Source organism: Mesorhizobium sp. J8, from assembly GCF_016591715.1.
Lineage (GTDB): Bacteria > Pseudomonadota > Alphaproteobacteria > Rhizobiales > Rhizobiaceae > Mesorhizobium.
Map to the genome: position 1 here is coordinate 2,838,701 of NZ_AP024109.1, position 21,766 is coordinate 2,860,466.

34 protein-coding genes and 1 pseudogene are annotated in these 21,766 nt (G+C 63.0%); 18 read left to right on the forward strand and 17 right to left on the reverse strand.

Annotation, left to right across the window (positions count from 1 at the left end; genetic code table 11):
* Nucleotides 1-5: 5 nt before the first annotated feature.
* Both MJ8_RS13355 and MJ8_RS13360 read right to left on the reverse strand, forming a co-directional pair.
* Nucleotides 6-305: an AzlD family protein gene (locus MJ8_RS13355; protein WP_201414801.1), complete on the reverse strand. Its 300-nt coding sequence runs from the start codon at nucleotides 303-305 to the stop codon at nucleotides 6-8.
* Nucleotides 302-1,045, reverse strand: coding sequence for an AzlC family ABC transporter permease (locus tag MJ8_RS13360; protein WP_201414802.1), 744 nt, complete (start codon nucleotides 1,043-1,045; stop codon nucleotides 302-304). The genes MJ8_RS13355 and MJ8_RS13360 overlap by 4 nt, the downstream gene beginning before the upstream one ends.
* A gap of 170 nt (nucleotides 1,046-1,215) precedes the next feature.
* Between MJ8_RS13360 and MJ8_RS13365 the strand changes: the two genes are divergently transcribed.
* Nucleotides 1,216-1,674 (forward strand): Lrp/AsnC family transcriptional regulator, encoded by a 459-nt coding sequence (locus tag MJ8_RS13365; RefSeq protein ID WP_040981044.1) that lies wholly within the window; start codon nucleotides 1,216-1,218, stop codon nucleotides 1,672-1,674.
* 45 nt (nucleotides 1,675-1,719) lie between these two features.
* Here the strand turns inward: MJ8_RS13365 and MJ8_RS13370 are convergent, their stop codons facing one another.
* From MJ8_RS13370 to MJ8_RS13390, 5 genes and pseudogenes are all read right to left on the reverse strand, one after another.
* Nucleotides 1,720-2,040, reverse strand: a complete 321-nt coding sequence (locus MJ8_RS13370) for a plasmid stabilization protein (protein ID WP_201414803.1) — start codon at nucleotides 2,038-2,040, stop codon at nucleotides 1,720-1,722.
* Between the two features lie 35 nt (nucleotides 2,041-2,075).
* Nucleotides 2,076-2,273: a hypothetical protein gene (locus tag MJ8_RS13375; RefSeq protein WP_201414804.1), complete on the reverse strand. Its 198-nt coding sequence runs from the start codon at nucleotides 2,271-2,273 to the stop codon at nucleotides 2,076-2,078.
* Between the two features lie 49 nt (nucleotides 2,274-2,322).
* Nucleotides 2,323-2,541: a hypothetical protein gene (locus tag MJ8_RS13380; protein ID WP_201415649.1), complete on the reverse strand. Its 219-nt coding sequence runs from the start codon at nucleotides 2,539-2,541 to the stop codon at nucleotides 2,323-2,325.
* A 27-nt stretch (nucleotides 2,542-2,568) separates the two neighbouring features.
* Complete coding sequence (locus MJ8_RS13385; RefSeq protein WP_201414805.1) at nucleotides 2,569-3,063, reverse strand: hypothetical protein; 495 nt, start codon at nucleotides 3,061-3,063, stop codon at nucleotides 2,569-2,571.
* Nucleotides 3,064-3,216: 153 nt separating this feature from the next.
* A pseudogene (locus MJ8_RS13390) lies at nucleotides 3,217-3,312 on the reverse strand (KGG domain-containing protein); the annotation flags it as partial.
* Nucleotides 3,313-3,749: 437 nt separating this feature from the next.
* Between MJ8_RS13390 and MJ8_RS13395 the strand changes: the two are divergent.
* A complete protein-coding gene (locus tag MJ8_RS13395; RefSeq protein WP_201414806.1) occupies nucleotides 3,750-3,974 on the forward strand; it encodes a hypothetical protein in 225 nt (74 codons plus the stop codon).
* A gap of 52 nt (nucleotides 3,975-4,026) precedes the next feature.
* Here the strand turns inward: MJ8_RS13395 and MJ8_RS13400 are convergent, their stop codons facing one another.
* The gene (locus tag MJ8_RS13400; RefSeq protein ID WP_201414807.1) at nucleotides 4,027-4,920 is read right to left on the reverse strand and encodes an alpha/beta fold hydrolase; all 894 of its coding nucleotides are present in this window, start codon (nucleotides 4,918-4,920) and stop codon (nucleotides 4,027-4,029) included.
* A gap of 40 nt (nucleotides 4,921-4,960) precedes the next feature.
* Nucleotides 4,961-5,194, reverse strand: a complete 234-nt coding sequence (locus MJ8_RS13405) for a DUF6894 family protein (protein ID WP_201414808.1) — start codon at nucleotides 5,192-5,194, stop codon at nucleotides 4,961-4,963.
* Between the two features lie 167 nt (nucleotides 5,195-5,361).
* On the opposite strand from MJ8_RS13405, the gene MJ8_RS13410 reads away from it, so the two are divergent.
* Nucleotides 5,362-6,081 (forward strand): Crp/Fnr family transcriptional regulator, encoded by a 720-nt coding sequence (locus MJ8_RS13410; protein WP_201414809.1) that lies wholly within the window; start codon nucleotides 5,362-5,364, stop codon nucleotides 6,079-6,081.
* A gap of 4 nt (nucleotides 6,082-6,085) precedes the next feature.
* On the opposite strand, the gene MJ8_RS13415 is transcribed toward MJ8_RS13410, so the two are convergent.
* Both MJ8_RS13415 and MJ8_RS13420 read right to left on the reverse strand, forming a co-directional pair.
* Nucleotides 6,086-6,385 carry a DUF982 domain-containing protein gene (locus MJ8_RS13415; RefSeq protein WP_201414810.1) on the reverse strand — a complete coding sequence of 100 codons (300 nt, stop codon included), beginning with the start codon at nucleotides 6,383-6,385 and terminating at the stop codon, nucleotides 6,086-6,088.
* Between the two features lie 195 nt (nucleotides 6,386-6,580).
* Nucleotides 6,581-6,757 (reverse strand): hypothetical protein, encoded by a 177-nt coding sequence (locus MJ8_RS13420; RefSeq protein WP_201414811.1) that lies wholly within the window; start codon nucleotides 6,755-6,757, stop codon nucleotides 6,581-6,583.
* Nucleotides 6,758-6,999: 242 nt separating this feature from the next.
* On the opposite strand from MJ8_RS13420, the gene MJ8_RS13425 reads away from it, so the two are divergent.
* Nucleotides 7,000-7,941: an SDR family oxidoreductase gene (locus MJ8_RS13425; protein ID WP_225248308.1), complete on the forward strand. Its 942-nt coding sequence runs from the start codon at nucleotides 7,000-7,002 to the stop codon at nucleotides 7,939-7,941.
* Between the two features lie 29 nt (nucleotides 7,942-7,970).
* Nucleotides 7,971-8,288: a hypothetical protein gene (locus MJ8_RS13430; protein WP_201414813.1), complete on the forward strand. Its 318-nt coding sequence runs from the start codon at nucleotides 7,971-7,973 to the stop codon at nucleotides 8,286-8,288.
* A 20-nt stretch (nucleotides 8,289-8,308) separates the two neighbouring features.
* On the opposite strand, the gene MJ8_RS13435 is transcribed toward MJ8_RS13430, so the two are convergent.
* Nucleotides 8,309-8,494, reverse strand: a complete 186-nt coding sequence (locus tag MJ8_RS13435) for a hypothetical protein (RefSeq protein ID WP_201414814.1) — start codon at nucleotides 8,492-8,494, stop codon at nucleotides 8,309-8,311.
* Between the two features lie 271 nt (nucleotides 8,495-8,765).
* Here MJ8_RS13435 and MJ8_RS13440 point away from each other — a divergent pair, with 271 nt between their 5' ends.
* Both MJ8_RS13440 and MJ8_RS13445 read left to right on the forward strand, forming a co-directional pair.
* Nucleotides 8,766-9,869 (forward strand): flavodoxin family protein, encoded by a 1,104-nt coding sequence (locus tag MJ8_RS13440; protein ID WP_201414815.1) that lies wholly within the window; start codon nucleotides 8,766-8,768, stop codon nucleotides 9,867-9,869.
* Nucleotides 9,870-9,878: 9 nt separating this feature from the next.
* Nucleotides 9,879-10,805: a YihY/virulence factor BrkB family protein gene (locus tag MJ8_RS13445; RefSeq protein WP_201414816.1), complete on the forward strand. Its 927-nt coding sequence runs from the start codon at nucleotides 9,879-9,881 to the stop codon at nucleotides 10,803-10,805.
* A gap of 177 nt (nucleotides 10,806-10,982) precedes the next feature.
* On the opposite strand, the gene MJ8_RS13450 is transcribed toward MJ8_RS13445, so the two are convergent.
* From MJ8_RS13450 to MJ8_RS13460, 3 genes are all read right to left on the reverse strand, one after another.
* A complete protein-coding gene (locus tag MJ8_RS13450; protein ID WP_201414817.1) occupies nucleotides 10,983-11,207 on the reverse strand; it encodes a hypothetical protein in 225 nt (74 codons plus the stop codon).
* Between the two features lie 72 nt (nucleotides 11,208-11,279).
* Nucleotides 11,280-11,999, reverse strand: coding sequence for a Crp/Fnr family transcriptional regulator (locus MJ8_RS13455; protein WP_201414818.1), 720 nt, complete (start codon nucleotides 11,997-11,999; stop codon nucleotides 11,280-11,282).
* A gap of 519 nt (nucleotides 12,000-12,518) precedes the next feature.
* A complete protein-coding gene (locus MJ8_RS13460) occupies nucleotides 12,519-12,719 on the reverse strand; it encodes a hypothetical protein (protein ID WP_201414819.1) in 201 nt (66 codons plus the stop codon).
* A 239-nt stretch (nucleotides 12,720-12,958) separates the two neighbouring features.
* Here MJ8_RS13460 and MJ8_RS13465 point away from each other — a divergent pair, with 239 nt between their 5' ends.
* Nucleotides 12,959-14,209: a trimethylamine methyltransferase family protein gene (locus MJ8_RS13465; RefSeq protein ID WP_201414820.1), complete on the forward strand. Its 1,251-nt coding sequence runs from the start codon at nucleotides 12,959-12,961 to the stop codon at nucleotides 14,207-14,209.
* Between the two features lie 61 nt (nucleotides 14,210-14,270).
* Here the strand turns inward: MJ8_RS13465 and MJ8_RS13470 are convergent, their stop codons facing one another.
* Nucleotides 14,271-14,474 (reverse strand): CsbD family protein, encoded by a 204-nt coding sequence (locus tag MJ8_RS13470; RefSeq protein ID WP_201414821.1) that lies wholly within the window; start codon nucleotides 14,472-14,474, stop codon nucleotides 14,271-14,273.
* A 420-nt stretch (nucleotides 14,475-14,894) separates the two neighbouring features.
* Here MJ8_RS13470 and MJ8_RS13475 point away from each other — a divergent pair, with 420 nt between their 5' ends.
* The 3 genes from MJ8_RS13475 to MJ8_RS13485 all read left to right on the forward strand — a co-directional run bounded on the left by MJ8_RS13475 (nucleotide 14,895) and on the right by MJ8_RS13485 (nucleotide 16,075).
* On the forward strand, nucleotides 14,895-15,308 hold the full coding sequence (locus MJ8_RS13475; protein WP_201415419.1) for an HD domain-containing protein: 414 nt from the start codon (nucleotides 14,895-14,897) through the stop codon (nucleotides 15,306-15,308).
* A gap of 232 nt (nucleotides 15,309-15,540) precedes the next feature.
* Nucleotides 15,541-15,750 (forward strand): cold-shock protein, encoded by a 210-nt coding sequence (locus MJ8_RS13480; RefSeq protein ID WP_201414822.1) that lies wholly within the window; start codon nucleotides 15,541-15,543, stop codon nucleotides 15,748-15,750.
* Nucleotides 15,751-15,853: 103 nt separating this feature from the next.
* On the forward strand, nucleotides 15,854-16,075 hold the full coding sequence (locus MJ8_RS13485) for a hypothetical protein (protein ID WP_201414823.1): 222 nt from the start codon (nucleotides 15,854-15,856) through the stop codon (nucleotides 16,073-16,075).
* A gap of 33 nt (nucleotides 16,076-16,108) precedes the next feature.
* On the opposite strand, the gene MJ8_RS13490 is transcribed toward MJ8_RS13485, so the two are convergent.
* Entirely contained in the window at nucleotides 16,109-16,444 is a 336-nt protein-coding gene (locus MJ8_RS13490; protein ID WP_201414824.1) for a hypothetical protein, read from the reverse strand.
* Nucleotides 16,445-16,712: 268 nt separating this feature from the next.
* On the opposite strand from MJ8_RS13490, the gene MJ8_RS13495 reads away from it, so the two are divergent.
* The 7 genes from MJ8_RS13495 to MJ8_RS13525 all read left to right on the forward strand — a co-directional run bounded on the left by MJ8_RS13495 (nucleotide 16,713) and on the right by MJ8_RS13525 (nucleotide 21,738).
* Nucleotides 16,713-16,958: a hypothetical protein gene (locus tag MJ8_RS13495; RefSeq protein ID WP_201414825.1), complete on the forward strand. Its 246-nt coding sequence runs from the start codon at nucleotides 16,713-16,715 to the stop codon at nucleotides 16,956-16,958.
* 51 nt (nucleotides 16,959-17,009) lie between these two features.
* Nucleotides 17,010-18,068 (forward strand): sensor histidine kinase, encoded by a 1,059-nt coding sequence (locus MJ8_RS13500; protein ID WP_225248245.1) that lies wholly within the window; start codon nucleotides 17,010-17,012, stop codon nucleotides 18,066-18,068.
* 184 nt (nucleotides 18,069-18,252) lie between these two features.
* Complete coding sequence (locus tag MJ8_RS13505; protein ID WP_201414826.1) at nucleotides 18,253-18,606, forward strand: SPW repeat protein; 354 nt, start codon at nucleotides 18,253-18,255, stop codon at nucleotides 18,604-18,606.
* Between the two features lie 145 nt (nucleotides 18,607-18,751).
* A complete protein-coding gene (locus MJ8_RS13510) occupies nucleotides 18,752-18,922 on the forward strand; it encodes a hypothetical protein (RefSeq protein ID WP_201414827.1) in 171 nt (56 codons plus the stop codon).
* A gap of 323 nt (nucleotides 18,923-19,245) precedes the next feature.
* On the forward strand, nucleotides 19,246-19,686 hold the full coding sequence (locus MJ8_RS13515; protein ID WP_201414828.1) for a hypothetical protein: 441 nt from the start codon (nucleotides 19,246-19,248) through the stop codon (nucleotides 19,684-19,686).
* Nucleotides 19,670-20,575: an HTTM domain-containing protein gene (locus tag MJ8_RS13520; RefSeq protein WP_201414829.1), complete on the forward strand. Its 906-nt coding sequence runs from the start codon at nucleotides 19,670-19,672 to the stop codon at nucleotides 20,573-20,575. Before MJ8_RS13515 ends, MJ8_RS13520 begins: the two co-directional genes overlap by 17 nt.
* Nucleotides 20,572-21,738 carry an SdrD B-like domain-containing protein gene (locus MJ8_RS13525; protein ID WP_201414830.1) on the forward strand — a complete coding sequence of 389 codons (1,167 nt, stop codon included), beginning with the start codon at nucleotides 20,572-20,574 and terminating at the stop codon, nucleotides 21,736-21,738. Before MJ8_RS13520 ends, MJ8_RS13525 begins: the two co-directional genes overlap by 4 nt.
* The last annotated feature ends 28 nt before the right edge of the window (nucleotides 21,739-21,766 follow it).

The window sequence follows — 21,766 nt, forward strand, 5'->3', positions numbered from 1 at the left end:
GGCCCCTAGCCGATCAGCCACCTCAGTACGCCCGCCGAAGCCACGCCGATCACCACCGTCGGCAGCATCGACAGTCTTGTCGCGGCGAGCACGGTTATGGCCAGCGCCGCGAGATCGGCCGGGTTCTTCGAGACGAAGTCCGGCGCGATCACCGAGATCAGCACGCAGCCGGGCGCGGCCTCCATCACCGCCGTCGCGCGCGGGCTGAGCGCCCTGTTCTTCAGCGCCACATAGCCACCGATGCGGGTGAGATAAGTTACGCCGGCCATCGCCAGAATGGCGAGCACGGTCATTGGATCGATCATTTTTCACCTGCCAGGAACCAGGCGGCCACAAGGCCGGACAGCGCGCCGGCCGCCACATACCAGGCACCGGGCACGGCGAGATAGGTGAGCGCGGCCACCGCGAGGCTGACCAGCCATGGCCGTGCCGCGGCAAAGCCCTTCCACATGCCGCTAAGCAGCACCAGGAAGACGGCCGGGAAGGCCATCGCGAAACCATATTTCCCGACATCACCGAGCACCGGGCCGAGCGCCGCGCCGCAGGTCGTGAACGCTACCCAGGCAAGGTAGAATGGCAGGCCGGCCCCCAGATAGAAGGGCAGGCTGAAGGCCGGCCGCAGGCCGGCGGCGGCGCGGCGTTGCGCGTCGGCAAGGCCCACCGCCCAGCTCTCGTCGCACATCAAAAACAGCGCCGGAAAAACCTGTCGCTTCGGCAGATGCCTGATGAACGGCGCAAGCGCGGCGCCCATCAGGAAATGCCGGCTGTTGACCAGCAAGGTGATGCTGGCGATCAGAAGGACATGCGGCGGCGAGGTCCAGAGCTGAATCGCCGCGAATTCGGAACCGCCGGCGAAGTTGAGGCCGGTCATCAGCGGCACTTCGACGACGGAAAGGCCTTTCTGCGCGGCCTGCGCGCCGAGCACCAGCGCATAGGGGATGATGCCGAGCAGCACCGGCGTCGAAGCGGCAAGCCCGCGCCGGAACTCGGCGCCGCGGCGGTTGCTGGTTTGCTGCCCGGCAAGGGCGATCTCGGAAACGCTCATGGCTTTGCCTTCGGCTGGCCTGCCGGCCGCCATTCTCCCGGTCGGTTGTGGAGTTGTCGTTCGCCGAACACTAGCCGAAACGCCCGGCAATCGGGTTGCGAAGATGCGTCGTTTTCGTCATTATTTGGTCTTGGATTGCGCATTAGACCAAAAGATTGGAATCTTGAACTATGAAACTGGATGAGATCGACAGGCGCATCCTGCGCGCACTGCAGCGCGACGGGCGCATGGCCAACAACGATCTGGCCAAGGAGGTCGGCTTGTCGCCATCGCCATGCCTGCGCCGCGTCAAGCTCCTGGAGGAGGCTGGCGTCATCGACCGCTATGTCGCGGTGCTCAACCCGGCCAAGATCGGCCGCGGCCAGACCTTCTTCACCCGAATCTGGCTGAAGCAGCAGGACGAGGACACGATCGAACATTTCGCCGCCGAGGTGGCGAAATTCCCGGAAGTCATGGAGTGCTATCTGATGCTTGGCGATTGCGATGCGATGGTGCGCATCGTGGCGGCCGGCATCGATGACTACCGCCGCTTCCAGTCGGAGCATCTGAGCCGGATCAAGGGCGTGCAGAACGTCAAGACGGACGTGCCCTCCCAGACGATCAAGCAGACTTCGGAGATGCCGCTTTAGGCGCGTTCTCCTTCTTCCTTCTGGGAGAAGGAGAACGGTCGTCGCCTAATGATGCGCGTGGTGTTCCGCGTTGCGCTTGCGCGTAGCTGCCGCCTTCTTCGCTGAAGCTGAGCGCGCTGCCGCGGACCGCTCGCCCGCTGCCTTGCCGCCAGCCTTTCCGCCCTTATGCGCGGCCGGATGGCCGGTGTGCTTACCACGGCCGGAGCCGCCTTCCTTCTTGCCGCCGCCATCATCCTTGTTCACTGTCGCCCAGGCACGACGCTCGGCTTCCTTCTCTGACACGCCGCGCTTCTCATAGCCTTCGGCGATATGGTCGGCCTTGCGTTCCTGCTTGTCCGTGTACTTCGATTTGTCGCCACGTGGCATCGTCCTGCTCCTTGTTGCGCTGAGTGAATAAAGTCTCAAGAACCCTTCTTCTTGGCGACGTCGCTGAGATCGGACCGTTCCGGATCCTTGTTGTTCTCACCGGCGGCGTCGCGGTCCTCGTCAGGGTCGTCCTTGGCCGGCAGGTAGCCGCGCGGCTTGTTGGCCTTCGGGCCTTCCCAGCGCGGCCATTGATCGGAGGTTCCGGGGCGTCCGGTGTTGGGTGAATTGCTCATGTCAACCTCGCTTTCCAGATGGTCATTTGCTCTCTGTCTTGGAGAGCCGTCAGCTTTCCGCCTTCATGGTCCGCGCGATCTTCAAGAGCTTGTCGCGGTCGTGCCCATGCTCGCGGATCAGTTCGCGCGCCTGCTTCGGCGACAGATCGGTGTTCTCCGCCAGAAAGCGCACGTCGGGATCGTCGCCGCCCTTGGTCGGCAGGCTGCCCGTTTGCGGCGCATGGGCGCCGCCCGGGCGGTGGGGGATGTTGTCCTTTGCCTGGGTCATCTCAGGACTCCTTCGATTTCCATGGCGTCAGCCGGTCGTCTCTGACTGCCCGCGACGCGCTTCCTTCTTGCGCCGCAGCACCTCGTCGGTGCCGACGATGTCCTTCGCCCCACCGGAGATCGCGGTCGAGACCACGGCCGGCGGGTCGCTTGCCGGAAAGCTATCTTCAAGCCCTGACTGCAACTGCTCTTCCAGCGTGTCGGAATCTTCCGAACGGCCCTCGGTGCGCCGTTTGTCGACCTCCTCCAGGTCATGCTTGGCGTCCGGATGTTCGCGCACGTTGCGCAGCGTCGACACGACGAGCTCGACCGCGAACTCCTTCATCGCTTCGGCGTGTGGAGCGGCAACATCGGTGTCCTCGACCAGGCGTACAAGCGATTGTTCGAGTTTGTCCAACTCGCGCATGCCCTGGCGGTTCGCCAGTTTCTGGGCCAGCGCATGAATCAGCAAAGGACCGAAGGTCGAATAGGCATGCATTCGGGTCTCGTCGACATGTTCGGGATGAAGCGTGTGCAGCGACATTGGTGCCTCCGTTCAGACATCCTGCGACGGCAGTCCCTGGACAGCCGACTGGAGAGGAACTGGAGGACGGGGGAGAAGTTCCATCGCGGGGCAATCCCGCGGACAGATCAGAATGGCGTCCGTGAAGGACACGGACGCCATTCGAATTCAGCGCTGGCCGCCCTTGCGGCCGGCTTCCGAGGCACGCTGACGGTCTTCGGCGAAGTTGCCGCTGCCGCCCCTATGCTGACCCGCGCCCCGCTGACCCATATTCCGGTCCTCGGCCTGCTGCTGTCCGCTGCCGCGCTGCTGGTCGTCGCGGTTCTTGTGGCTCTGCTGGCCGGCCTTGACGTGCTGTTCGTGGGTTCCGCCTTGATTGGGCATATCGAACTCTCCGTTGGTTCGGATTTTCTTCGGGGTGAAACAAGGACGCGTTCGGCATCCTTGAGTAAGGGGAACAGGTGCCGGCACTGGATGTTCCGACTGAAACATTTCGTGACCCGCATCAGACTGAAGTCCGATTCCGCCAACGCATTGGACCGGCTTATGCAACCAATGTGGTTTTTGCGAATTGGTGAGCGGCCGTCGAGAAAGCCCCCTCCATCGTCGGCTGTCCTGGTGCCCGCCGATTGCCCGCGCAATTCGGCGGGCACCAATATTCTTGAACAAGAAAGGCCGCTTGACCGGCTTCGGAGCGAGACGACGTTTTGACCTACATCTCTGCAAAGCCCGCCCGGCAGGACGCCGATAACCTACCCGCCAATGACAATCAGCGTGCCACCCCGGCCGATCTTTCCTTCCTTGATGTCATCAACGACGAGGATGAGGTTGCCGACATTGCAAGGCGCGCCGAGCGCCTCGGCCACGCCACGCTCATCGCAATGGCAATCGGCCTGGCAGCGGTTCCGCTGCTCTACTTCCTGCTGGCCTGAGCCAGGCAAGAGGGCATGCAGCCAGCGGACGCTTGGCTGGCCGGCATCGCTTCTATCTTCCGGAAAAGAAGGCGTCCAGGGTGGCCGCCGTTTCGATCGGCGACTCCTCCGGAAAGAAATGACCGCCAGGCATCGCCCCGCCGCTGACATCGTCGGCCCAGTGGCGCCATATGCCTAGCGGTCCGTTTTCGTCCCCATACCACTCGGCAAGCGCGCCGTGCTCGCTCCACAGCGCCAGCAACGGACAGGCGATGCGACGGCCCGCTGTCTGGTCCTCGCGATCATGCCGACGGTCGAGCACGGCCGCCGCGCGATACTCTTCACAGATGACGTGGATATGCGCCGGATCGCGCAGCGCATCGACATAGGGCTGGCGCACGCCGGGTGGGAATGCATCAGGCGCGGATCCCCACCCGGAGAGCGCGTTTTCGACGACCGCTTCCGCGCAGGCCGCCAGCATTCTCTCCGGCAGCGGCTCCGGCTGCGCCAACAGCGACCAAGGCCAATAGCCGAGCGCCAGCCTCGCATCCGCCCGGTCCCAGACCTCGGCTGTGGGGACGATGTCGAGCACGGCGAGTTTTTCGACGCGGTCCGGGTGGTCGAGCGCCAGCCGGTAGGCAACGCGACCGCCTCGATCATGACCCGCGACCATGAAGCGCCGGAAGCCGAACGTTTCCATCAGAACGATCATGTCTGCGGCCATGGCGCGCTTGGCATAGGTCGCATGATCGGTGGCCGACGGCGGGCATGAGCTTTGCCCATAGCCGCGCAGATCGGCGCAGACGACTGTGAAATCCCGCGCCAGGCTTGGCGCGACGTCGCGCCACATCGCATGAGTTTCGGGAAACCCGTGCAGCAGGAGTAGGCCGGGTCCATTGCCGGCGCGGCGGGCGAAGATCCTTGCTTCGCCGGTGTCCACCTGGCGGCTGTCGAAATCCTGAAACATTGCTTGCCTCCGGCGGCTGGCGCCGACAGCGTCGACCGCCTCACGTCCAGACGGAATTCAGTGTCAGCGACGCTTCGAAAATCTGGTCGCGCTTTTCGTCCAGCACCTTGACGGTGATGGTCAGATGCCTGCCGCCCGGCATTTCGTCGCGGGCGACGTCGTGCAGGATGCGCAACGCCTCCATGCCGGCGCGCTCGCGGGTCGCGAAGAGCTGTCCCTCGGTGTCTTCCTGGCTGTGTTCGGTGTTGTAGAGGTCGAAGTAAAAGCGCTGCATGGATAGGTCGATCCCCGGAAATTTCGAAGGTCAATTCACCAGCGCGGTCGTGGTTCCAAGCCGCTGATCCGGAGAGAAGAATCCGTGCCGTGCCGCCGGTCGGCGCATGGCCGCCTGCAACCAGCCCCACCTTGCGGCGTTAGCAGTCGCCAACGGAGAACGTGTAATTGCTGGAATCGCTTTACCTCAATCTCGGCCAGCATGACGCCCTGTCGGACGAAGAGAAGGCCTTGCTCACATCGACTTTGTCGATCGAGAAATATGTCGGCACCGGCGAGGATATCGTCTCTGAAGGAACCAGGCCGACCTATAGCACGCTGATCATCGACGGGTTTGCCGCTCGCTACAAAGTTTTGGAGGACGGCGGCCGTCAGTTCACCTCGCTGCAGGTCCCGGGGGATTTCGTCGATCTCCATGCCTTCTTGCTGAAGACGATGGATCACGGCATCACTGCCTTGTCGCCTTGCCATGTGGCTGCTGCCGAGCACAGCAAGCTCAAGACTATCACCGAGCAGGCGCCGCATCTCACCCGGCTTTTGTGGCTGGACACGCTGGTCGACGGCGCAATCCATCGCGAATGGATCGTGGCCATGGGCCGCCGCTCCAAGCTCTCCCACCTCGCGCATCTGATCTGCGAGCTCTTCGTCAGGCTGCAGGTGGTGAAGAAGACGCGCGATATGAGTTTTTACCTACCGCTGTCCCAGGCACAACTGGCCGACGTGCTCGGCCTGTCGGTCGTGCACATGAACAGGGTGATCGGCACGTTGCGACGCATGAACGTCATCAACTGGACGAACCACATGATCACGATCCTCGACTGGGAGCGGCTGGTCACGATCGCCGAGTTCGATCCGACCTATCTCAGCATGGCGCGCGAGCCGAGATAAGCGTCTAGCCGGGCGGCGTCTTGGAGCGCGACCAGAGCGTGTCGAGCATGGTGAGCGCGGCGCTCGGCTGGGTAGGCTTCAACAGCCCCTGTTGCACAGCGACCTTCTTGAAGGCGGCAAAGGCGATGGCCGGCCGGCAGGTGCCCGCGATCGCGTCATCCACCAGCCGGGCCGCTTCCAGGTAAGCCGGTGCTTCTTTGTTTTTCCAGTGTCCGGCAAGCGCCTTCTTAGCCTCGGCGACCGTGGTGACCACCATCGTGCCGCCGCTGACGAAGCGGATGGTGAGCGGCAGGAAACGGCTCATCGGCTCCTCACCAGCCGAGCCATTCATGCGTGCGCCAGGCGAGGCCGACAAAGGGCGCGGCTGTCATCACGGCAGCAATGAGGAGAAAAAGCGGACTGTTTATGCGCAAGGATTTCATGGTTGCCGCCACAAGATTGGGAATGGCCGTAAACGATGATTTGGCCAGTCGGTTGCATTCGCCCGGCGGTTGCGAGGCTACATGTTGCTTGCAGGCCGGATCGGCGGCGCCGGCCGATGCGGCGGCCGGGGGCGCGGCCTGAGCGGCACATCCGCGAGCGAGGCGCGGATCACCCTGGCGGGGATCGGTGGTGTGGCGGCACGCCGGCGCAGCAAGGCTGCCGAGAGACTGCCGATGAGAGTTCGAACGTCCATGGGACTCCTCCTGAAGAGTCCCCCCAATGGCGAGAGGGGTTAGCACTCCCGCTTGTGCCGCGCATTTAACTTTGATGCATGCTCGAGCGTCTCTGCGAGGTGCGGCGAACCAAGCCAACCTTTTCAGCCTGCATGCGTTGTCCTTCGAACAGAAGGAGACAGCCATGCCGACCAGCAGCCGAAAGAAATCCGACGCAGCCGTGAAATCGGGCGCCGCCACCAAAGCAGACACCGGCGAAACGATGCGTAGGCAGCGCGGCGTGCAGCGCAAGGTCGATGCTACCGACCGCAGCAAGCCCAAGCCGCAGTCGCCCGGCGCGATGCAGGCCGGCGCCCGCCGTTACCCCGTGCCGCCTTTTCCCAAGCAGCACCACCCCAAGCCCGGCGAAGAATGGGCGATCGAGCCGGCGCCGCTTTACGATGCACCGTTCTGGCAAGGGTCGGGCAAGCTCAAGGACAAGGTCGCCCTTATCACCGGCGGCGATTCCGGTATAGGTCGCGCGGTGGCCGTGCTGTTCGCACGCGAGGGTGCCGACATCGCCATTGCCTATCTGAGCGAAGACCGCGACGCCAAGGCGACGAAGCAGGCGGTCGAGGCGGAGGGACGGCGTTGCATCACCTTGCGCGGCGACGTGGCCAAACGCGCCTTCTGCCGCAAGGCGGTGGCTGAGACGCTCAAGGCCTTCGGCAAGCTCGACGTGCTGGTCAACAACGCCGCGTTCCAGATCCACTCGGCCGATTTCGCCGATCTGACCGAGAAGCATTTCGACACCACGCTGAAGACCAATCTTTACGGCTATTTCCACATGGCGCAGGAAGCGGTGCCGCACATGAAGCCGGGCTCGGCGATCGTCAACACCGGCTCGGTGACCGGCATCGAGGGCTCGAAGGAACTGGTCGACTACTCGATGACCAAGGGCGGCATCCACGCCTTCACCCGCGCGCTCTCCGGCAACCTCATCCCGAAGGGCATCCGCGTCAACGCGGTGGCGCCCGGTCCGGTCTGGACGCCGCTCAACCCTTCCGAGAAGGAAGCGGAAGACGTCTCGCAGTTCGGCGCCAAGACACCGATGAAACGACCCGCCCAACCGGAGGAGATCGCGCCGGCCTACGTATTCCTGGCCTCGCCGCAATGCTCGAGCTACATCACCGGCGAGATCCTGCCGATCATCGGGGGTTACTGATCCCCGAGCACTGACATGAGGAGGATCCCATGAAAGATCCGATGAACAAAGCGCTTCTGATCGCGGCCTTGGCTCTGATCCCCGCCTTGCCGGCGGCGGCGCAGACTGGCGCCCAACCGAAGGATCAGCCGACGCAGAACTGCCAGGCTAAGCCCGATGCGAACGACCAGCAGCAGAAGCAGAAGCAAGAGGCCGATACGGACGAGTTGTCAAAACAGCTCGGCAATTGCGGCGGTGTGTTGAAGCCGCCACCGACCGGCGATCAGAATGCCAAGACCCCACCGCCCACCGGCAGCGATATGCCCGTGATCAAGCCTGGCCAGGTGCAGCCGCAGACGGGCCAGTGAGACCTTGTTGGTCAAGAAGGTCAGTGGTTACGCTTCCCGTCTTTGTTCGGCTTGACGACCGGCAAGCGGAGGGCTTCGCGGATCATCTGGAGCGCTTCGTCGCGGGTGAGGCCACATTTGCGGGCAAAGTAGGCCGCCTCATCGACCTCGGCGCGCGAGTCCGCCGCGATCCCGAAACCGGTCTGTCTGTTCTTCTTCTTGGCCATCGATTCACCCCCATGAATCATTTAGTCAACTAATTATAGGCCCCTGGGTTCCCGGTGCAAAATTCGCCGGCAATTTATTTGGGGCCTGCCGTCGGCCTGCGCTTATCGGGGAACCATTGCGCCGGCCCTGGATTGTGATTTGCGGGCCGCGTCAGCGGGACCTGGTGGCAAAGAGAACAGGGCTGGTTTCTCCGGCTTCACGCCCTGGCCAACGAAATGGCAGTCGAGCTCTTGTCCCACCCGGCCCGCTCAGTATTGGGCTGGGCAGCAGATGGCAGAACAAACACAATCCGACAAAGCCGGCATAGAACCGCGCAAAGGCATGCCGAGCCCGCGGCTCGGCGAGGCGGAATTCAAGCAGCGTTACCGGAAATTGTTCTATGATCCTGCCTTCGAGGCGGAAGCCGACGCCATCGGCCGGCTGGCCCAGATCGCCTGGCAAGCCTATAGCAACGAACGCAAGAGTCCGGTGACCAGGAAGGCAGGGCAGGGGTTCCACGATCCCGGCTACGACCTTTCGGTGGAATGGATAGCGGCGCGTGAAGCGGTCGAGGCGGCGCAGCGCCGGCATGAGGACGTGGCCGCGCCGTCGCGCATCCTGATCATCAACGGCTCCTCGCGCAGCGAGCATACCTGTCCGGGCGAGATGTCGAAGAGTTTTCGGCTGGTCGAGCTGGCGCGACGCGCCATTGTCGACGGGCACGGCTTCTTGGTCGAGGTGCTCGACCTGTCGCGGCTCGCTTCGGAATACGGCCGCAAGATCTACCCCTGCAAGGCGTGCTTCTCGACGGCGGCGGCACTCTGCCACTGGCCATGCTCATGCTACCCCAACCACTCGCTCGGCCAGGTGCAGGACTGGATGAACGACATCTACCCACTCTGGGTCGAGGCGCATGGCGTGATGATCGTGACGCCGGTCAACTGGTATCAGACGTCGTCGCCGATCAAGTTGATGATGGACCGGCTTGTCTGCGCCGACGGTGGCAATCCCGATCCGTCGCTGACGCAGGGCAAGGATCCAGCGCTTGCCAAGCAAGCCGAACTCTCTGGCTGGGACTATCCCCGCCATCTCGAAGGCCGGCTGTTCTCGGTGGTCGTTCACGGCGATACGGAAGGCGCTGCGAACGCACGGCATGCGCTTGCCGACTGGCTGCGTTCGATGAAGCTCGATCCCGTCGGCGAGATTGCCGAACTCGATCGCTATATTGGCTACTGGATGCCCTATGCAACCAGCCATGACGAGCTTGACGCCGACAAGGACGTTCAGATTGCAGTGACCAACGCCGCGCTGGCTCTAGCCGAAGCAGTCGCGAGGCGACGGACAGGGCAATTCTCCACCATCGGAGCCGACCTTAAGGATCCACGGCCAAAATAGGGGAAGAAGATGCCGCGCTGGGTCAACGCAGGCTGGACAATCCTCAAGGAAAGCGTGTCCGGTTATATTGCCGACAATGCGCTGAGCCACGGCGCGGCAATGGCATTTTACGCCACCACGTCGCTGGCACCGATCCTGCTGATCGTGGTCGCGATCGCCGGGTTCGTCATCGGCAACGATGCCGCGCAACTCGCACTCTCCGCGCAAATATCGGGCGTCATGGGTTCGCAGAGCGCCGATCTTCTCAAGGCAACGGTCGAGACCGCCTCGCACGGCTCGTCGGGCACTTTGGCCACCTTGATCGGGCTAGTCACGCTCTTGATCACCGCTTCCGGCGTCTTCGGCGAGATGCAGCAGACGTTGAACGAGATCTGGAAGGTCAAGCCCAGCGCCGTGTCGTTTTCGCGCCTGCTGCGGGCGAGGGCGGTAAGTCTCGGCCTTGTGGCGGCGCTGGGTTTTCTGCTGCTGGTGTCACTTGCGGCCAGCACTGCGATCGCCGCGCTTGGCGAAGTCATTAACCGCAGCCTGCCGTTTGGAACGCTGATCGTCAGCGGCATCAACACGGTCGTCTCCTTCGCGTTGATCGCGTTGCTCTTCGCGGCCATCTACAAGGTTCTGCCGGACCGAGAGCTCAAATGGCGCGACGTCGGAGTCGGCGCGCTGGTCACGTCGTTGCTCTTCACCATCGGCAAATCGCTGATCGGCTGGTATATCGGCACCAGCGCCATCGCCACTTCCTACGGCGCGGCGGGGGCGCTGATGGTTGTGCTGGTCTGGGTCTATTATTCGGCACAGATCTTCCTCTTCGGCGCCGAGATCACGCGCGCCTATTCGGTGCGCAGCGGCAGCCGCACGGATCTTGCGCCTGTGGTGGCAGCCAAGCAGCCGCCGGCGACCGCCAGCCCGCCCCCGGTACGTGGAAAATCCCGGCTTTGAAGTCGCGGTATGCATAGTCCTCTCCAGCCTGATCGCGGCGCTGATACTCCAGATCGGTGGCAAGCGTAGTTGAACCGAGCCGGCGCCGGGCCGCCACGTGTTCCGGAAGAATCTCAGCGGTGCCGTCGCCGGAAACACTCAACTGCTGAACCGGCCGACTTGTCGGGGGACGGACGCTCAGCTTCGACGGCCCATGGGCCTGAATTCGAAGATGCCGGGCCGCAGCCGCGTCGGCGGCCTGTCGGTCAGCTCGACGACCCGGATCCATTTGTCGGCATCGCCGCGCAACGTGATCTCGACGCCGAGCGCCATCCGGGCAGCCTCGAAGGGCGCCATCGCCTCGACGGCATGGCTTGCAATGACGGTTTCGCCATCCATCTCTTCGACGCGATAAGCCCTCAATCCTCGCGCTCCCCGACCTATCACTCTGGCCGCAAATGCGGGTGGTGAAATTGCATTTGATAGCGACGGCGATCAGCGAGGCTCATGCGTCATCGAAAGATAGGTCGGGTCGAATTCGGCGATCTGCTGCAGCTTCTGCCAGTCGAGGACCGTCACCGTATGGCTCGCCCAGGCGATCACACCGCTGTTGCGCAGCGCGCTGATGACGCGGTTCATATGCACCACCGACAGGCCCAGCACGTCGGCGAGCTCAGCCTGCGAAACTGGCAAATGGAAGCTCATGCCGTTGGTGCGCTTCACCACTTGCAGCCTGACGAACAGCTCGCAGAACAGATGCGCCAGATGCGAGACTTTCGAGCGCCGCCCCATGGCGACGATCCACTCGCGGTGGATGGCGCCGTCGATCAGCGTGTCGAGCCACAAGAGCCGCGTCAGGTGCGGCGCCCGCTCGGTGATGCTGCGCAGCTTCGAATGGTCGGCCAGGATGACGCGGCAGGGCGAGAGCGCGATGACGCCGTGGTCCATCGTCTTCAGCAGGAAGGCGTAGAGATCGACGAAATCGCCTGGAACTTGCAGCGAGGTGAACTGCCGGCCGCCATCGGCAAGCACTTTGTAGCGCGCGGCGAGCCCGTCGAGGATGAGCGTGCTGTAGGCCGGACGCGATCCGGACGCAACGATATCCTGCCCGGCGGCGAAGCTGCGCTCGCCCGCCATGAGGTCGCCGAGCAGCGCCTGCTCTTCGTCCGATAGGCTGTCATGCTGGCCGAGATTCAGGAAAAGCGATTCAAGCATTCATGTCTTCCATGAGCGGGCCGAGCGGGCCCGTTCACAGGGGATGTCACAAGTGATTCAAAACAGGCGCGTTTGACGAGGTATGGGGTTGTTGGTCAGAGCGCGCTAACATTTGATAATTCGGAGCTTTTTCCCCTGCGAAATGCCGAAAGGCATGGTCGGTCTGGCGGCCTGAGGTCGGCTCGCATCAATTCGCCGTCGGCGCTTGTCCGGACCGTGGGCGTGATCGAAGCTGTGAAAAGGTTAGGGTTTGGGCGTCTCGTCGCTAGGTCGCTTCGAAACAATCGGCAATCCTGGGCGCACCAGATGCTCGGTGCGGCGCAACAATTCGCGAGAGCGCTCGATGGCGTCCTTGCTGCCTTGGACCAGCTGGCTCTGGAAGGATTCGCGTGCGCGCGGCAGCACGGTTTTTGGTTGAGGCACAGGGCTCTCCCGTTTTCAGACGGGAGCGCGTTCGTCGTCTCTCAGCCGCCAATGGTGTCCAGTGGATGGTTACCGGCGATGACAGTAACCTAGAGCCTATCCGCCTTCGGTCAAGTTCAGGTCTGCACGGTTGGGCGGTGATGTCCCACCTGGCTGGTTTCGAACCGCCGCAAGCTGCTGGACGAGCGCCCTGGATTGCTCGACATAAGCTCGGGCCAGTTTCCTCATGCGGCTGTTTTCGAAGCGCAAGGCTTTCGCCTGTTCAATGACCAGAAAATTTGTGTCGAGAATATCCATGGCCACGACAAATGCCGCTCGTACCTGAAAGTTCCTGCTCGTATCGGGATTATGTCGCGTCTCACCCAGGTGCCGTGAGGTGTCTCATGCGCGATGCGACTGCGTCAGCCCTGGCCTGTGGAAAGCGACGTCAGATGGCGCGGGAGGAGCGTCGCGGCCGGATACCGAATCCGGATAAATCTGATGGTGCCGGTACATCTGCGATTGAATCTCTGCCGCCGGCCACATCGGGGCAAGTCATGTCGGCTTCATGGACTAGAGAACATCATGCGGCGCAGGACTTCGTCGCCTCATCCTGTCGTCCCGAACACGACGAGGCCGGGCTGGAGTCGATCGAGAAGGCGGCTGATCGGGTTCTCGAGGAAACGGGAATCCGCTTCCTGGACGATCCGCAGACCATCGACATGCTGAAGCAGATAGGCGGTGTGGCGAGCGGCGATGTCGTGCGACTGGACGGGACGGAGCTGCGCAGCATCATACGCCGGCACGCGCCGGCAAAATTCTTGCTGCGCGGCAGGAATCCGGCGCGGGATACGCTGGTGGGGGCAAGCGCACCGCCCGTTTTTGCGCCGATCTACGGCGCGCCCAATGTCGTGCTCGGCAATGGCAAGAGGGTGGCTGGCACTCGGCAGATCTACGCTGAGCTTGTCGCCGCCGCGCATGCCGCGCTGGGACTCACCAACACTGGGCAGATGATCTGCGTGATGGAGGACGTCCCTGAAGACCGGCGGCCGCTGGAGATGCTGCTTGCGCATCTCATCCATTCCGACAAGCCGTTCATGGGCAGCATCGCTTCGCCGGCGGCCGCGGAGGCGGTGGCCGACCTGACCGCCGCGGCGGTCGGGCGGCCGGCGGCTGCCCGCGAGTGCAACCTTCTCCACCTGATAAACGCCACGCCGCCGCTCACCTATTGGCCGAACCCGCTGAAGTGCCTGCGGGCGATCGCGCTGAAGGGCGAGGCGAGCATGGTCTCGTCCTATATGATGATGGGCGCGACCTCGCCCGTCACCGTGGCCGGCGCGCTTATCCAGGGTTATGCGGAGGTGCTGGCCGGGCTGGCGCTGGCGCAACTCTGGCGTCCAGGCGCGCCGGTGGTGATGGGCATCCTTGCCTATCCGTTCGATATGCGCCGGATGCTGCCCGATTTCGGCGATCCAGCCTCGCAGCTCGTCCAGCACTACGCGGCGAAATTGGGCAGGCGGCTCGGCGTGCCGGTGCGGGGCGACGGCGCCATCACCTCGGCCAAGGTCGACGACGCGCAATCCGGCGCCGAAGGGGGGAGGGTGCTTTCGGCGGCTGTGTCCTCAGGCGCGCATTTCATCCTGCACGCCACAGGCTGGCTGGAGCAGGGCCGCACGGTGTCCCTCGAAAAATTCCACCGTGATGCCGCTGCGCTGGCGGAACTCGGCCATGGCAAGCCCGCCGATCTGCCGATGCACCTTGACCATGGGATCGAGGCGGAGATACGCGGCCGCCTCGCGCAATCTTGACTAGCGCACACGAAAAGGGCGCTGCCGCGAAGACAGCGCCCTTCGTTCAGGGGCAGGCCTGCTACCAGCTCTGCATGCTGTACCAGTCGTCGACATCGCGGCGAACGCGATCCTTCTCAAGGCCGTAACGTTCCTGGATCTTGCCTTCAAGCTGGTCGCGCTTGCCCGCGATGCGGTCGAGGTCATCGTCGGTGAGTTTTCCCCACTGTTCCTTGACCTTGCCCTTCACCTGTTTCCAATTGCCTTCGACGCGGTTCCAATCCATTTGCAGGGCCTCCTGTTGAACACGAAGGCTAACGGCAGCGCGGCCGCGCGGTTCCTGCCAAAAAGCGTTTCTCCAGCAACGCCGAGCCCCGAAGAGATGGTTCATTTGGCCGTCACAGTGGAGCGGCAAATTGACAAGTGCTGAGCCAGGCCCCTCCGGTCAGCATGTTCCCAAGACCTCTCCTGCCCGGTCCCTGGTCCGGGCTTCTTTTTAGCTGTGCCTCGGAGGTCGTGGTCTGAAAAAATTCGCAAGGGGCGGAACATTCGCCCGACGCCGATGTTCTTGAATGCAGTATGGCGCGCAGCCCGCCCCCCCGCGAAAGGCGCGTCATCTGGGCTCGTACCCGAGCAAAGCCCGCTTCGGCCGTCCCTCGCCGGGGCGGGCTTTATCGTGCCGGGAAGTGACGAGATTGGAAGGATTATGTTCCACCGGGCAGCGAAGATCGCAGAGCAGGCTCACAGCGGTCAGAAGGACAAGACCGGCAGGCCCTACATCGAACATCTGAGGCGCGTCGCCGAGGCCGTCGAGACGCTGGATGAAAAGACCGTCGCCTATCTGCATGACATCGTCGAAAAAGGCGAGGGCTGGAGCCTCGAACGGCTCGAACAGGCTGGCTTCAGTTCATCCGTTGTCGCGGCCGTCGACGCGCTGACGAAACGGATGGACGAAAGCGAGCAGGGGTTCATCTGCCGCGCAGCCTCGAACCCGCTCGCCAGGTCGATAAAGGAAGCCGATCTGAAAGATAATCTATGGCAGGCACATCAGGCTGGGCTTTCCCCAGCTCGATATGAAACGGGCCTTGCGGTGCTGCATGGATTGAACGCCAGCGCCTAGGGCCAGTGGGCAAATCCGCCTCCCATCTGGTTAGAGGCATAGAACGAGTATTATCTCCGCCTCCCTTGCGAAAGTGAGAATTAAGCGCTATGTATTGAAAATCGATCTTGTTGAACGAACGTTGTTTTCGCGCCTCAGCGCCCGACGATATTCCCTCTCAATTTCGAAGAACTCGGCGTTTGGACAAGTGGCCAAGCAGCGATAATTTACGTCGATTTGAAAGGAAATCGCAATGAGCTCTGGAACCGTAAAGTTTTTCAATTCCACCAAAGGCTTCGGATTTATCGAGGTCGGCAATGGCCAGCCCGATGTGTTCGTTCATATCTCGGCCGTCGAGCGGGCTGGACTGCGCTCCCTCGTGGAAGGCCAGAAGGTCAGCTTCGAGATCGTGAAGGATGCCCGCAACGGCAAAAGTTCTGCCGAAAACCTGCAGGCCGCCTGATCACAGCGCCTCGGGTCCTTGACCACGGATGTACTGGCATCGGCCGCGGAGGCGCGTTGGAGAAGGTCGGGCTTGCCCGGCCTTTTTTGATTAAGGAGAAGAAATGAAGTCCCTATCGGATACCAGTCTGTTCAAGCCGGTTCCGTCTCGAACGGAAGCCAAAACGGACATGACGTCGCGCGTCGCGCGGCAGATCATGGATCTGGAAGCAACTGCGAGGGAGGCCAAGACGAAGAGATTGCGCGCCGCCAGGCTCGCACAGGAAGCGGACGCGCCCAAGCCCGCGCCGAAGAAACCCGCGCCGAAGCGCAGCAAGAAGGCGTGAGCACGAGGCGGGCCCCTGCCTGAACGGGGGGCGCTATTCCCGCGCCAACTGCAGCAGATCGCTCGGGACATCGCCGCACGTACGGCTATCCAACATCTTCTCAAGATCGTTACGGTTGTCTCGGCCGAAGTCGCTGGGTAGATCAAGCGCCATCCGGGCATCGTCGTCGAACTCGATCGGCGCCCCGTAAAGCTGCGCGATCTGCAATACCAGATCTTCGATATCCTCACGGGCGATGTTCTCTGTCAGGTTGCTCAGCCTGATCTCTTCCGAAAGCCGGATGATGTTGACGATACCCCTGAGCCGAAACGCCCGCTGCACCCTGTGATGAGCGTCGTCGCGCAGCCGGATGGAAAATCGTTGGAACATGGAATGCCTCCTTCCGTGGAGGTTATCCCTCAATCTCCATCATGCGCCGGACCAGGCCGGATAGCAAGAAAAAAGCGAAAAGCAGAAGCCAAATCAATTAGTTAGCATACGCCAACAAATGTGGTTTCGGTGCATTGTTGGTTTCGCTAGTCTGTCCCACCTTTTGCGGCTCAAGCGTTCTTGACGCCCTATACGGCGAATCCTACTTCTACTTGCAATGAGGAACTTACTCATTCGTGGCATTGTACATCTGTGAAGGAGGCGGGGCATGGCTGAACTGGAGCGGCCGCAGAGGTTGCAGATCATGCTGACCGACGAAGAGTTGGCGGCGCTGGAGAACTGGCGTTTCGAAAAGCGCATGCCCAGCCGTTCGGCCGCAGTGCGTGAGCTTTTGCGCCGCGGGCTTTCCTCGGACGGGTTCCTGACTGCCGACGCGGGTGCGAAGTCGCAGGATTTCGGCGTAATTTCGGCGGACAGGATGAGAGGCAACGGTCCCAATGACTCGAAGCCGTAAGCAGATGCCATCCAACATACACATTGTCTTGATTTCCGCCGGCTCTAGTTAATGCGTATGACCAGCACAGGGGGGCCTTTTCGTCCGAACGCCGATGCCGACGCGCGGCTCGCGGCGATTGTCGATTCGTCATACGACGCCATTATCGGCAAGGACCTCAACAGCGTCATCACCGACTGGAACCACGCGGCCGAGCGCATGTTCGGCTACAGCGCCGAGGAAGCCATCGGCCAGTCGATTCTGGTTTTGATTCCCGAGCACATGCACAATGAGGAAACCGAGATCATCGGCCGCATCCGTCGTGGCGAGGGTGTTGGAAGCCTGGAGACGACGCGCAAGCGCAAGGATGGTTCGCTGATTGCTGTCTCGATCACCGTGTCGCCCATCAGGAACAGCGCGGGCGAGATCGTCGGCGCGTCGCAGATCGCCCGAGACATCACCCCCGCCAAGGAAAGCGAACGCCGCATTCGTCTTTTGATGCGCGAGGTCAACCATCGGGTGAAGAACCAGTTCGCGGTGATCCTGTCGATGGTCAGGGAAACCAGCAAGCGCTCGACCGACCCAAGCGAGTTCGAGGAACTGATCCGTTCGCGCATCATGGCGCTGTCGCGCTCGCACGACCTTCTGGTCACCTCGGAATGGGCCGGCGCCAGCCTGTTCGACCTTGTCCAGGAGCATCTGAAGCCTTTCGGCCATGAAGATCGTATCTCGCTCTCCGGGCCGCTTTTGACGCTGCAATCGAATGCCGTGCAGAATCTCGGCATGGCCTTCCACGAACTCGGCACCAACTCGTCCAAATATGGGGCGCTGGCCTCGGAGGATGGCCACGTCGAAATCACCTGGAAGGTGGAGACCGATCCCGAGGCGCGGCGACGGTTTCATCTTCTCTGGCACGAGACATCCGGTAAGGTCGCAGCCGCGCGGAAGGCGCCCGAGCGCAAGGGGTTCGGCACGGTGGTGCTGCAGCGGGTGGCGCCGCAATCGCTGAGCGGTTCCTCCAGCCTCGAACGCACGCCCGCCGGCGTGAGGTGGATGCTTGACGCACCGATCGAGGCGATCGTCGTGCCGCAGCTCGGCGCCGACACGCCGGACAGCAATTTCAGCGGTTGAGGCGTCGGGGTCCAGTGGCGGCCGCCGGCGCGATTTGCGCCGGGGGGAATGCACTGGGCAGGGCACGGGTCGCGGTCGCCGCACCTCCTTGCAGCACCGGAAAAGCGTAATTACATCATTTGTGAGCGTGCAATGTCCACGCGGATACAGTTGCTTTGGTCAAGCTTCATCCATGGAGGTTGTCATGGCAATGATGGAAGCAAGAAAGAGCCTGGACTGGATCACTCTGGTCCTCGCAGTCTGCCTGTTCATCTCACCCTGGGTTATCGGATTCACCGCGGCGATGGTGCCCGCGTGGAACGCCTGGATTGTCGGCGTTCTCCTCGGCGCGCTGGCGCTGGCGACGCTTTCGGTGTTCGCCGAGTGGGAAGAATGGGTCAGTGTGGTCCTCGGGCTCTGGCTGATCGTGTCGCCCTGGTTGCTACACTTCGCGGCTGACACGCATGTCATGGCCACGCATGTCGTCCTCGGCGTGCTGGTGGTCGCGGCATCGGCTTGGGCCGTCTGGGACTTCCGTCATCCCCACGCGCATGCGTGAGCGGTGACTGGACGGGAGCCCGCCGCGTGAGCGGCGAGCTCCTCGGGCTTTGGTTTCTTGGGCATGGGGTAGGGCGGCTGTTGCTGCGGGTTCACGCAATTGCTGCAACCGGAAACCGTTTCGTGCATTCTTGGGAATGGCCCCGATGCTCTACCCCGACACCCCTGCCAAATGCTGCTCCTATTGCGGCGGCCGCGACCATGATTTCGAAGAATGTCCGAAACGCGAGGCCGATGCCGAGAAGGAGCGCGAGACGGCGCGGGTGGCGAGCGTTAAGCCTCCGCTCGCTGGCGAGGATATACCGGTAAAGTACTGAGGTCGCGACCCTCCGCGCCCGCTCTGTCCTGCAGCACCCACGTCACTCCGCCCTGTCGCTTCCTCCGCCTGGCGAGCGCCTCGCAGCTTGTGCAAGAAATCTTCCTCTTGATCTCACATCGTGGCCGAGGCCGCGCCACGGTCGCGCCTAAAGCATGTCTCCCGAAAGTGGGAACCGGTTTCGGGGCAAAGACATGCGCAAAACCAAAAGCCTAAAGCGCAGGAGCGAATCTGAAAGATCGCGACGCGCTTTAGCCCTGACTTTTTCTGGGACGATCGAAGAACCGCGTTGATCCGATCTATAGTCGCGACGGGGGTGCGCGGGTGGCGGATATCATCTCGATCAGAACAGGTGCGGAGCCTGCCGGGCGGCTGTCGCCGGCACGATTGCGGCTGATTGCCTTCATGGCGATCGCCGCCTTCATGATCGCCGGTCCGGTCGCGGAGCAGGTCTTCGGCGTGCGAACGGCATTGCTTCGCTCTTGGACCATGTTCAGCGCGATCGGGCTCGGCGTGATCGACGCTTCCTTCGAGATCCGCCGGCCCGACGGCGCGCTTGTTTCGCTCGACCGGTTCGAGATGCTTGGCGCGCCTCGCAACGGCAGGCTGAAATGGATCCAAAGCCGCGAGGACCTGGCTTCCGTCATCAAGCGGCTCTGCGCGGTCGCCGGGCAGGGCGCCGATATCCGCGTCCGTGCCCGGCTGGGCACGCGCGGCGGCTGGCAGACCATCCATACCGATGCCCAAAATGCCTGCGCTGAGTGAAGCAATCGCCGACTGGCCGAACTGGCTTTCGGTGCACGCCGGGGCTACGCGCTTCGTCGGCTGGGCGGCCGAGACGGAGGGATCGTCGCGCTCGTCAGCACTGATCCGCATCGGCCTGGCCATGCTGTTCTGGTCGCGTTGGGCGGGCGAGCTGCTGCTCTATATCGACCAATCGCCGGCCGGCCTGTTTCTGGCGGCCAACTTCTTCGTCGCCACCGCGCTGCTCTTCATCGGCTATCACAGCCGCGCCGCCGCCGTCTGGACGGGCGCGGTCGGGCTGGCGATGTATTATTGTTTCGGGTTCCAGCTTGGGCGCGAGCCTTGGACCCACCACCATACCTATCTGCTTGCCGTCGCCGCGCTCCTGATCGCGCTCACCCCCTGCGGCCGCTCCTATTCGCTGGACCGCTATCTGGCGGTGATACGCGCCGAGCGCGCGGGCGTTCCACCGGCGGCGGAGCGCGGCAATCTGTGGGGGCTGCGGCTGATCGTGGTGCAGCTCTCGGTGCTCTATTTCTTCGCCGCTTTCGACAAGACGAACTATGCCTTCCTCAGCGGCGCGCGCCTGGAACAGATATTGCTCTGGTACTATACGGGATCGGACTATCCCCCCGGTCTTGCCTGGCCCGCCACCATGGTGTCCGTCGCCGTGGTCGTGCTCGAATATTGCCTGGCCCTCGGCATGCCTTTCCGCGCGACAAGGCGCTATCTGGTCCTGCCGGGCCTGGCCTTCCACGCCATCATCTATCTGACGCTGCCGGTCTATACGTTCAGCGCCACCATGGCGTTGCTTTATCTTGCCTATTTCGATGCGGACGCCGTGGACAAGGTCCTTGCGAGGCTCCAGGGGTTCGGATCGACGGCATCCGCCAGAGGGGAAATTTCGTGAAGCGTCGTTTGTGGTTTTCCGTCATCGTCGCGGCGGCCATCGGCCCGGCGACGGTCGGCGGCGCGGCGCGTGCCGGCAGTGCCGACGACTATTATCCAAAGCGCGTCTGGGGCTCCCTCGAAGGTGGCCAGATGAACACGTCGCTGCTCGTGTTCCGCGACCTCAACCGGAACGGCGTCTACGATCTCGGCGACCGGCCGATGTCGCGCGTGGCGGTCGAGCTCGACAAGCCAGACGGCAGCACCATCATGCGGCTGACCAATGCCGGCGGTTTCGCCAATTTCCGCATGTCGGCTACCCAGCGCAATTTCGAGGTCGTCGACGCCGGGCACTACGCGTTCCGCGTCGTGCCTCCGCCAGGTTATTCCTTCACCACCGGCAACGCCTCGCAGGAAAGCGACTATGTCGTTTCGCCCGGATCGCCGGGCGACATGATCGCAAAGACGACGACGCACCCGGTCGGGCTGGCTGCGGATCTGACGATCAGTGGCGCTGTCGCCGCCGGGACGCGTGTTGTGCTGACGGGGCCGGACGGCCTCAGTGCCGCTGCCAAGGTCGGTCCGGACGGGCGCTTCAGCGCGGCCGTGGCGCCAGGCGAATGGCTGGTCGATTTTTCTGCCGGCGGGGCGACCGAGCGGCGGCATGTCGTCGTCGGCGCGGCGCCGGTGGTGCTCTCGGCATTCCAGGGCAAAGGCGGACCTGCCGTGGCCCCGCTGCCGGTGGAGCATGTCGTCGGCTTCGACGACCTGATGACGTCGCCCGGCGTGTTCGAGGTTCCGTCGGGCTATGGCGGTCTCGGCTGGTACAATCTCGTTGCCATGCACCAGCGCTTCACCGACGGCCCGGGCTACGTCAACACGACCATGTCGGGCGAATTCATCGCCTACAACAGCTCGGGCCATCCCGCGCAGGTGTTCAGCGACAAGCCGTTCGATTTCACCGGCGCCTATTTCGGCGCCGGCTGGGACGACGCGGAGGGTGAGACGCTCATCCTCAAGGCCTGGCGGGGCGATGAGTCCGCCTATGATGATCGGCTGGTGTTGTCCGCCAACGGCCTTGTCTATTTCGCTGCCGACTACAGGCGCATCACCCGGCTCGAGATCCGCACGCAGCACTACTGGCAGGCAGCGATCGACGATTTCGCCTACCGCACCGGCCCATAGGATGGTTCACCGTCAGTGCGCGGCGCTT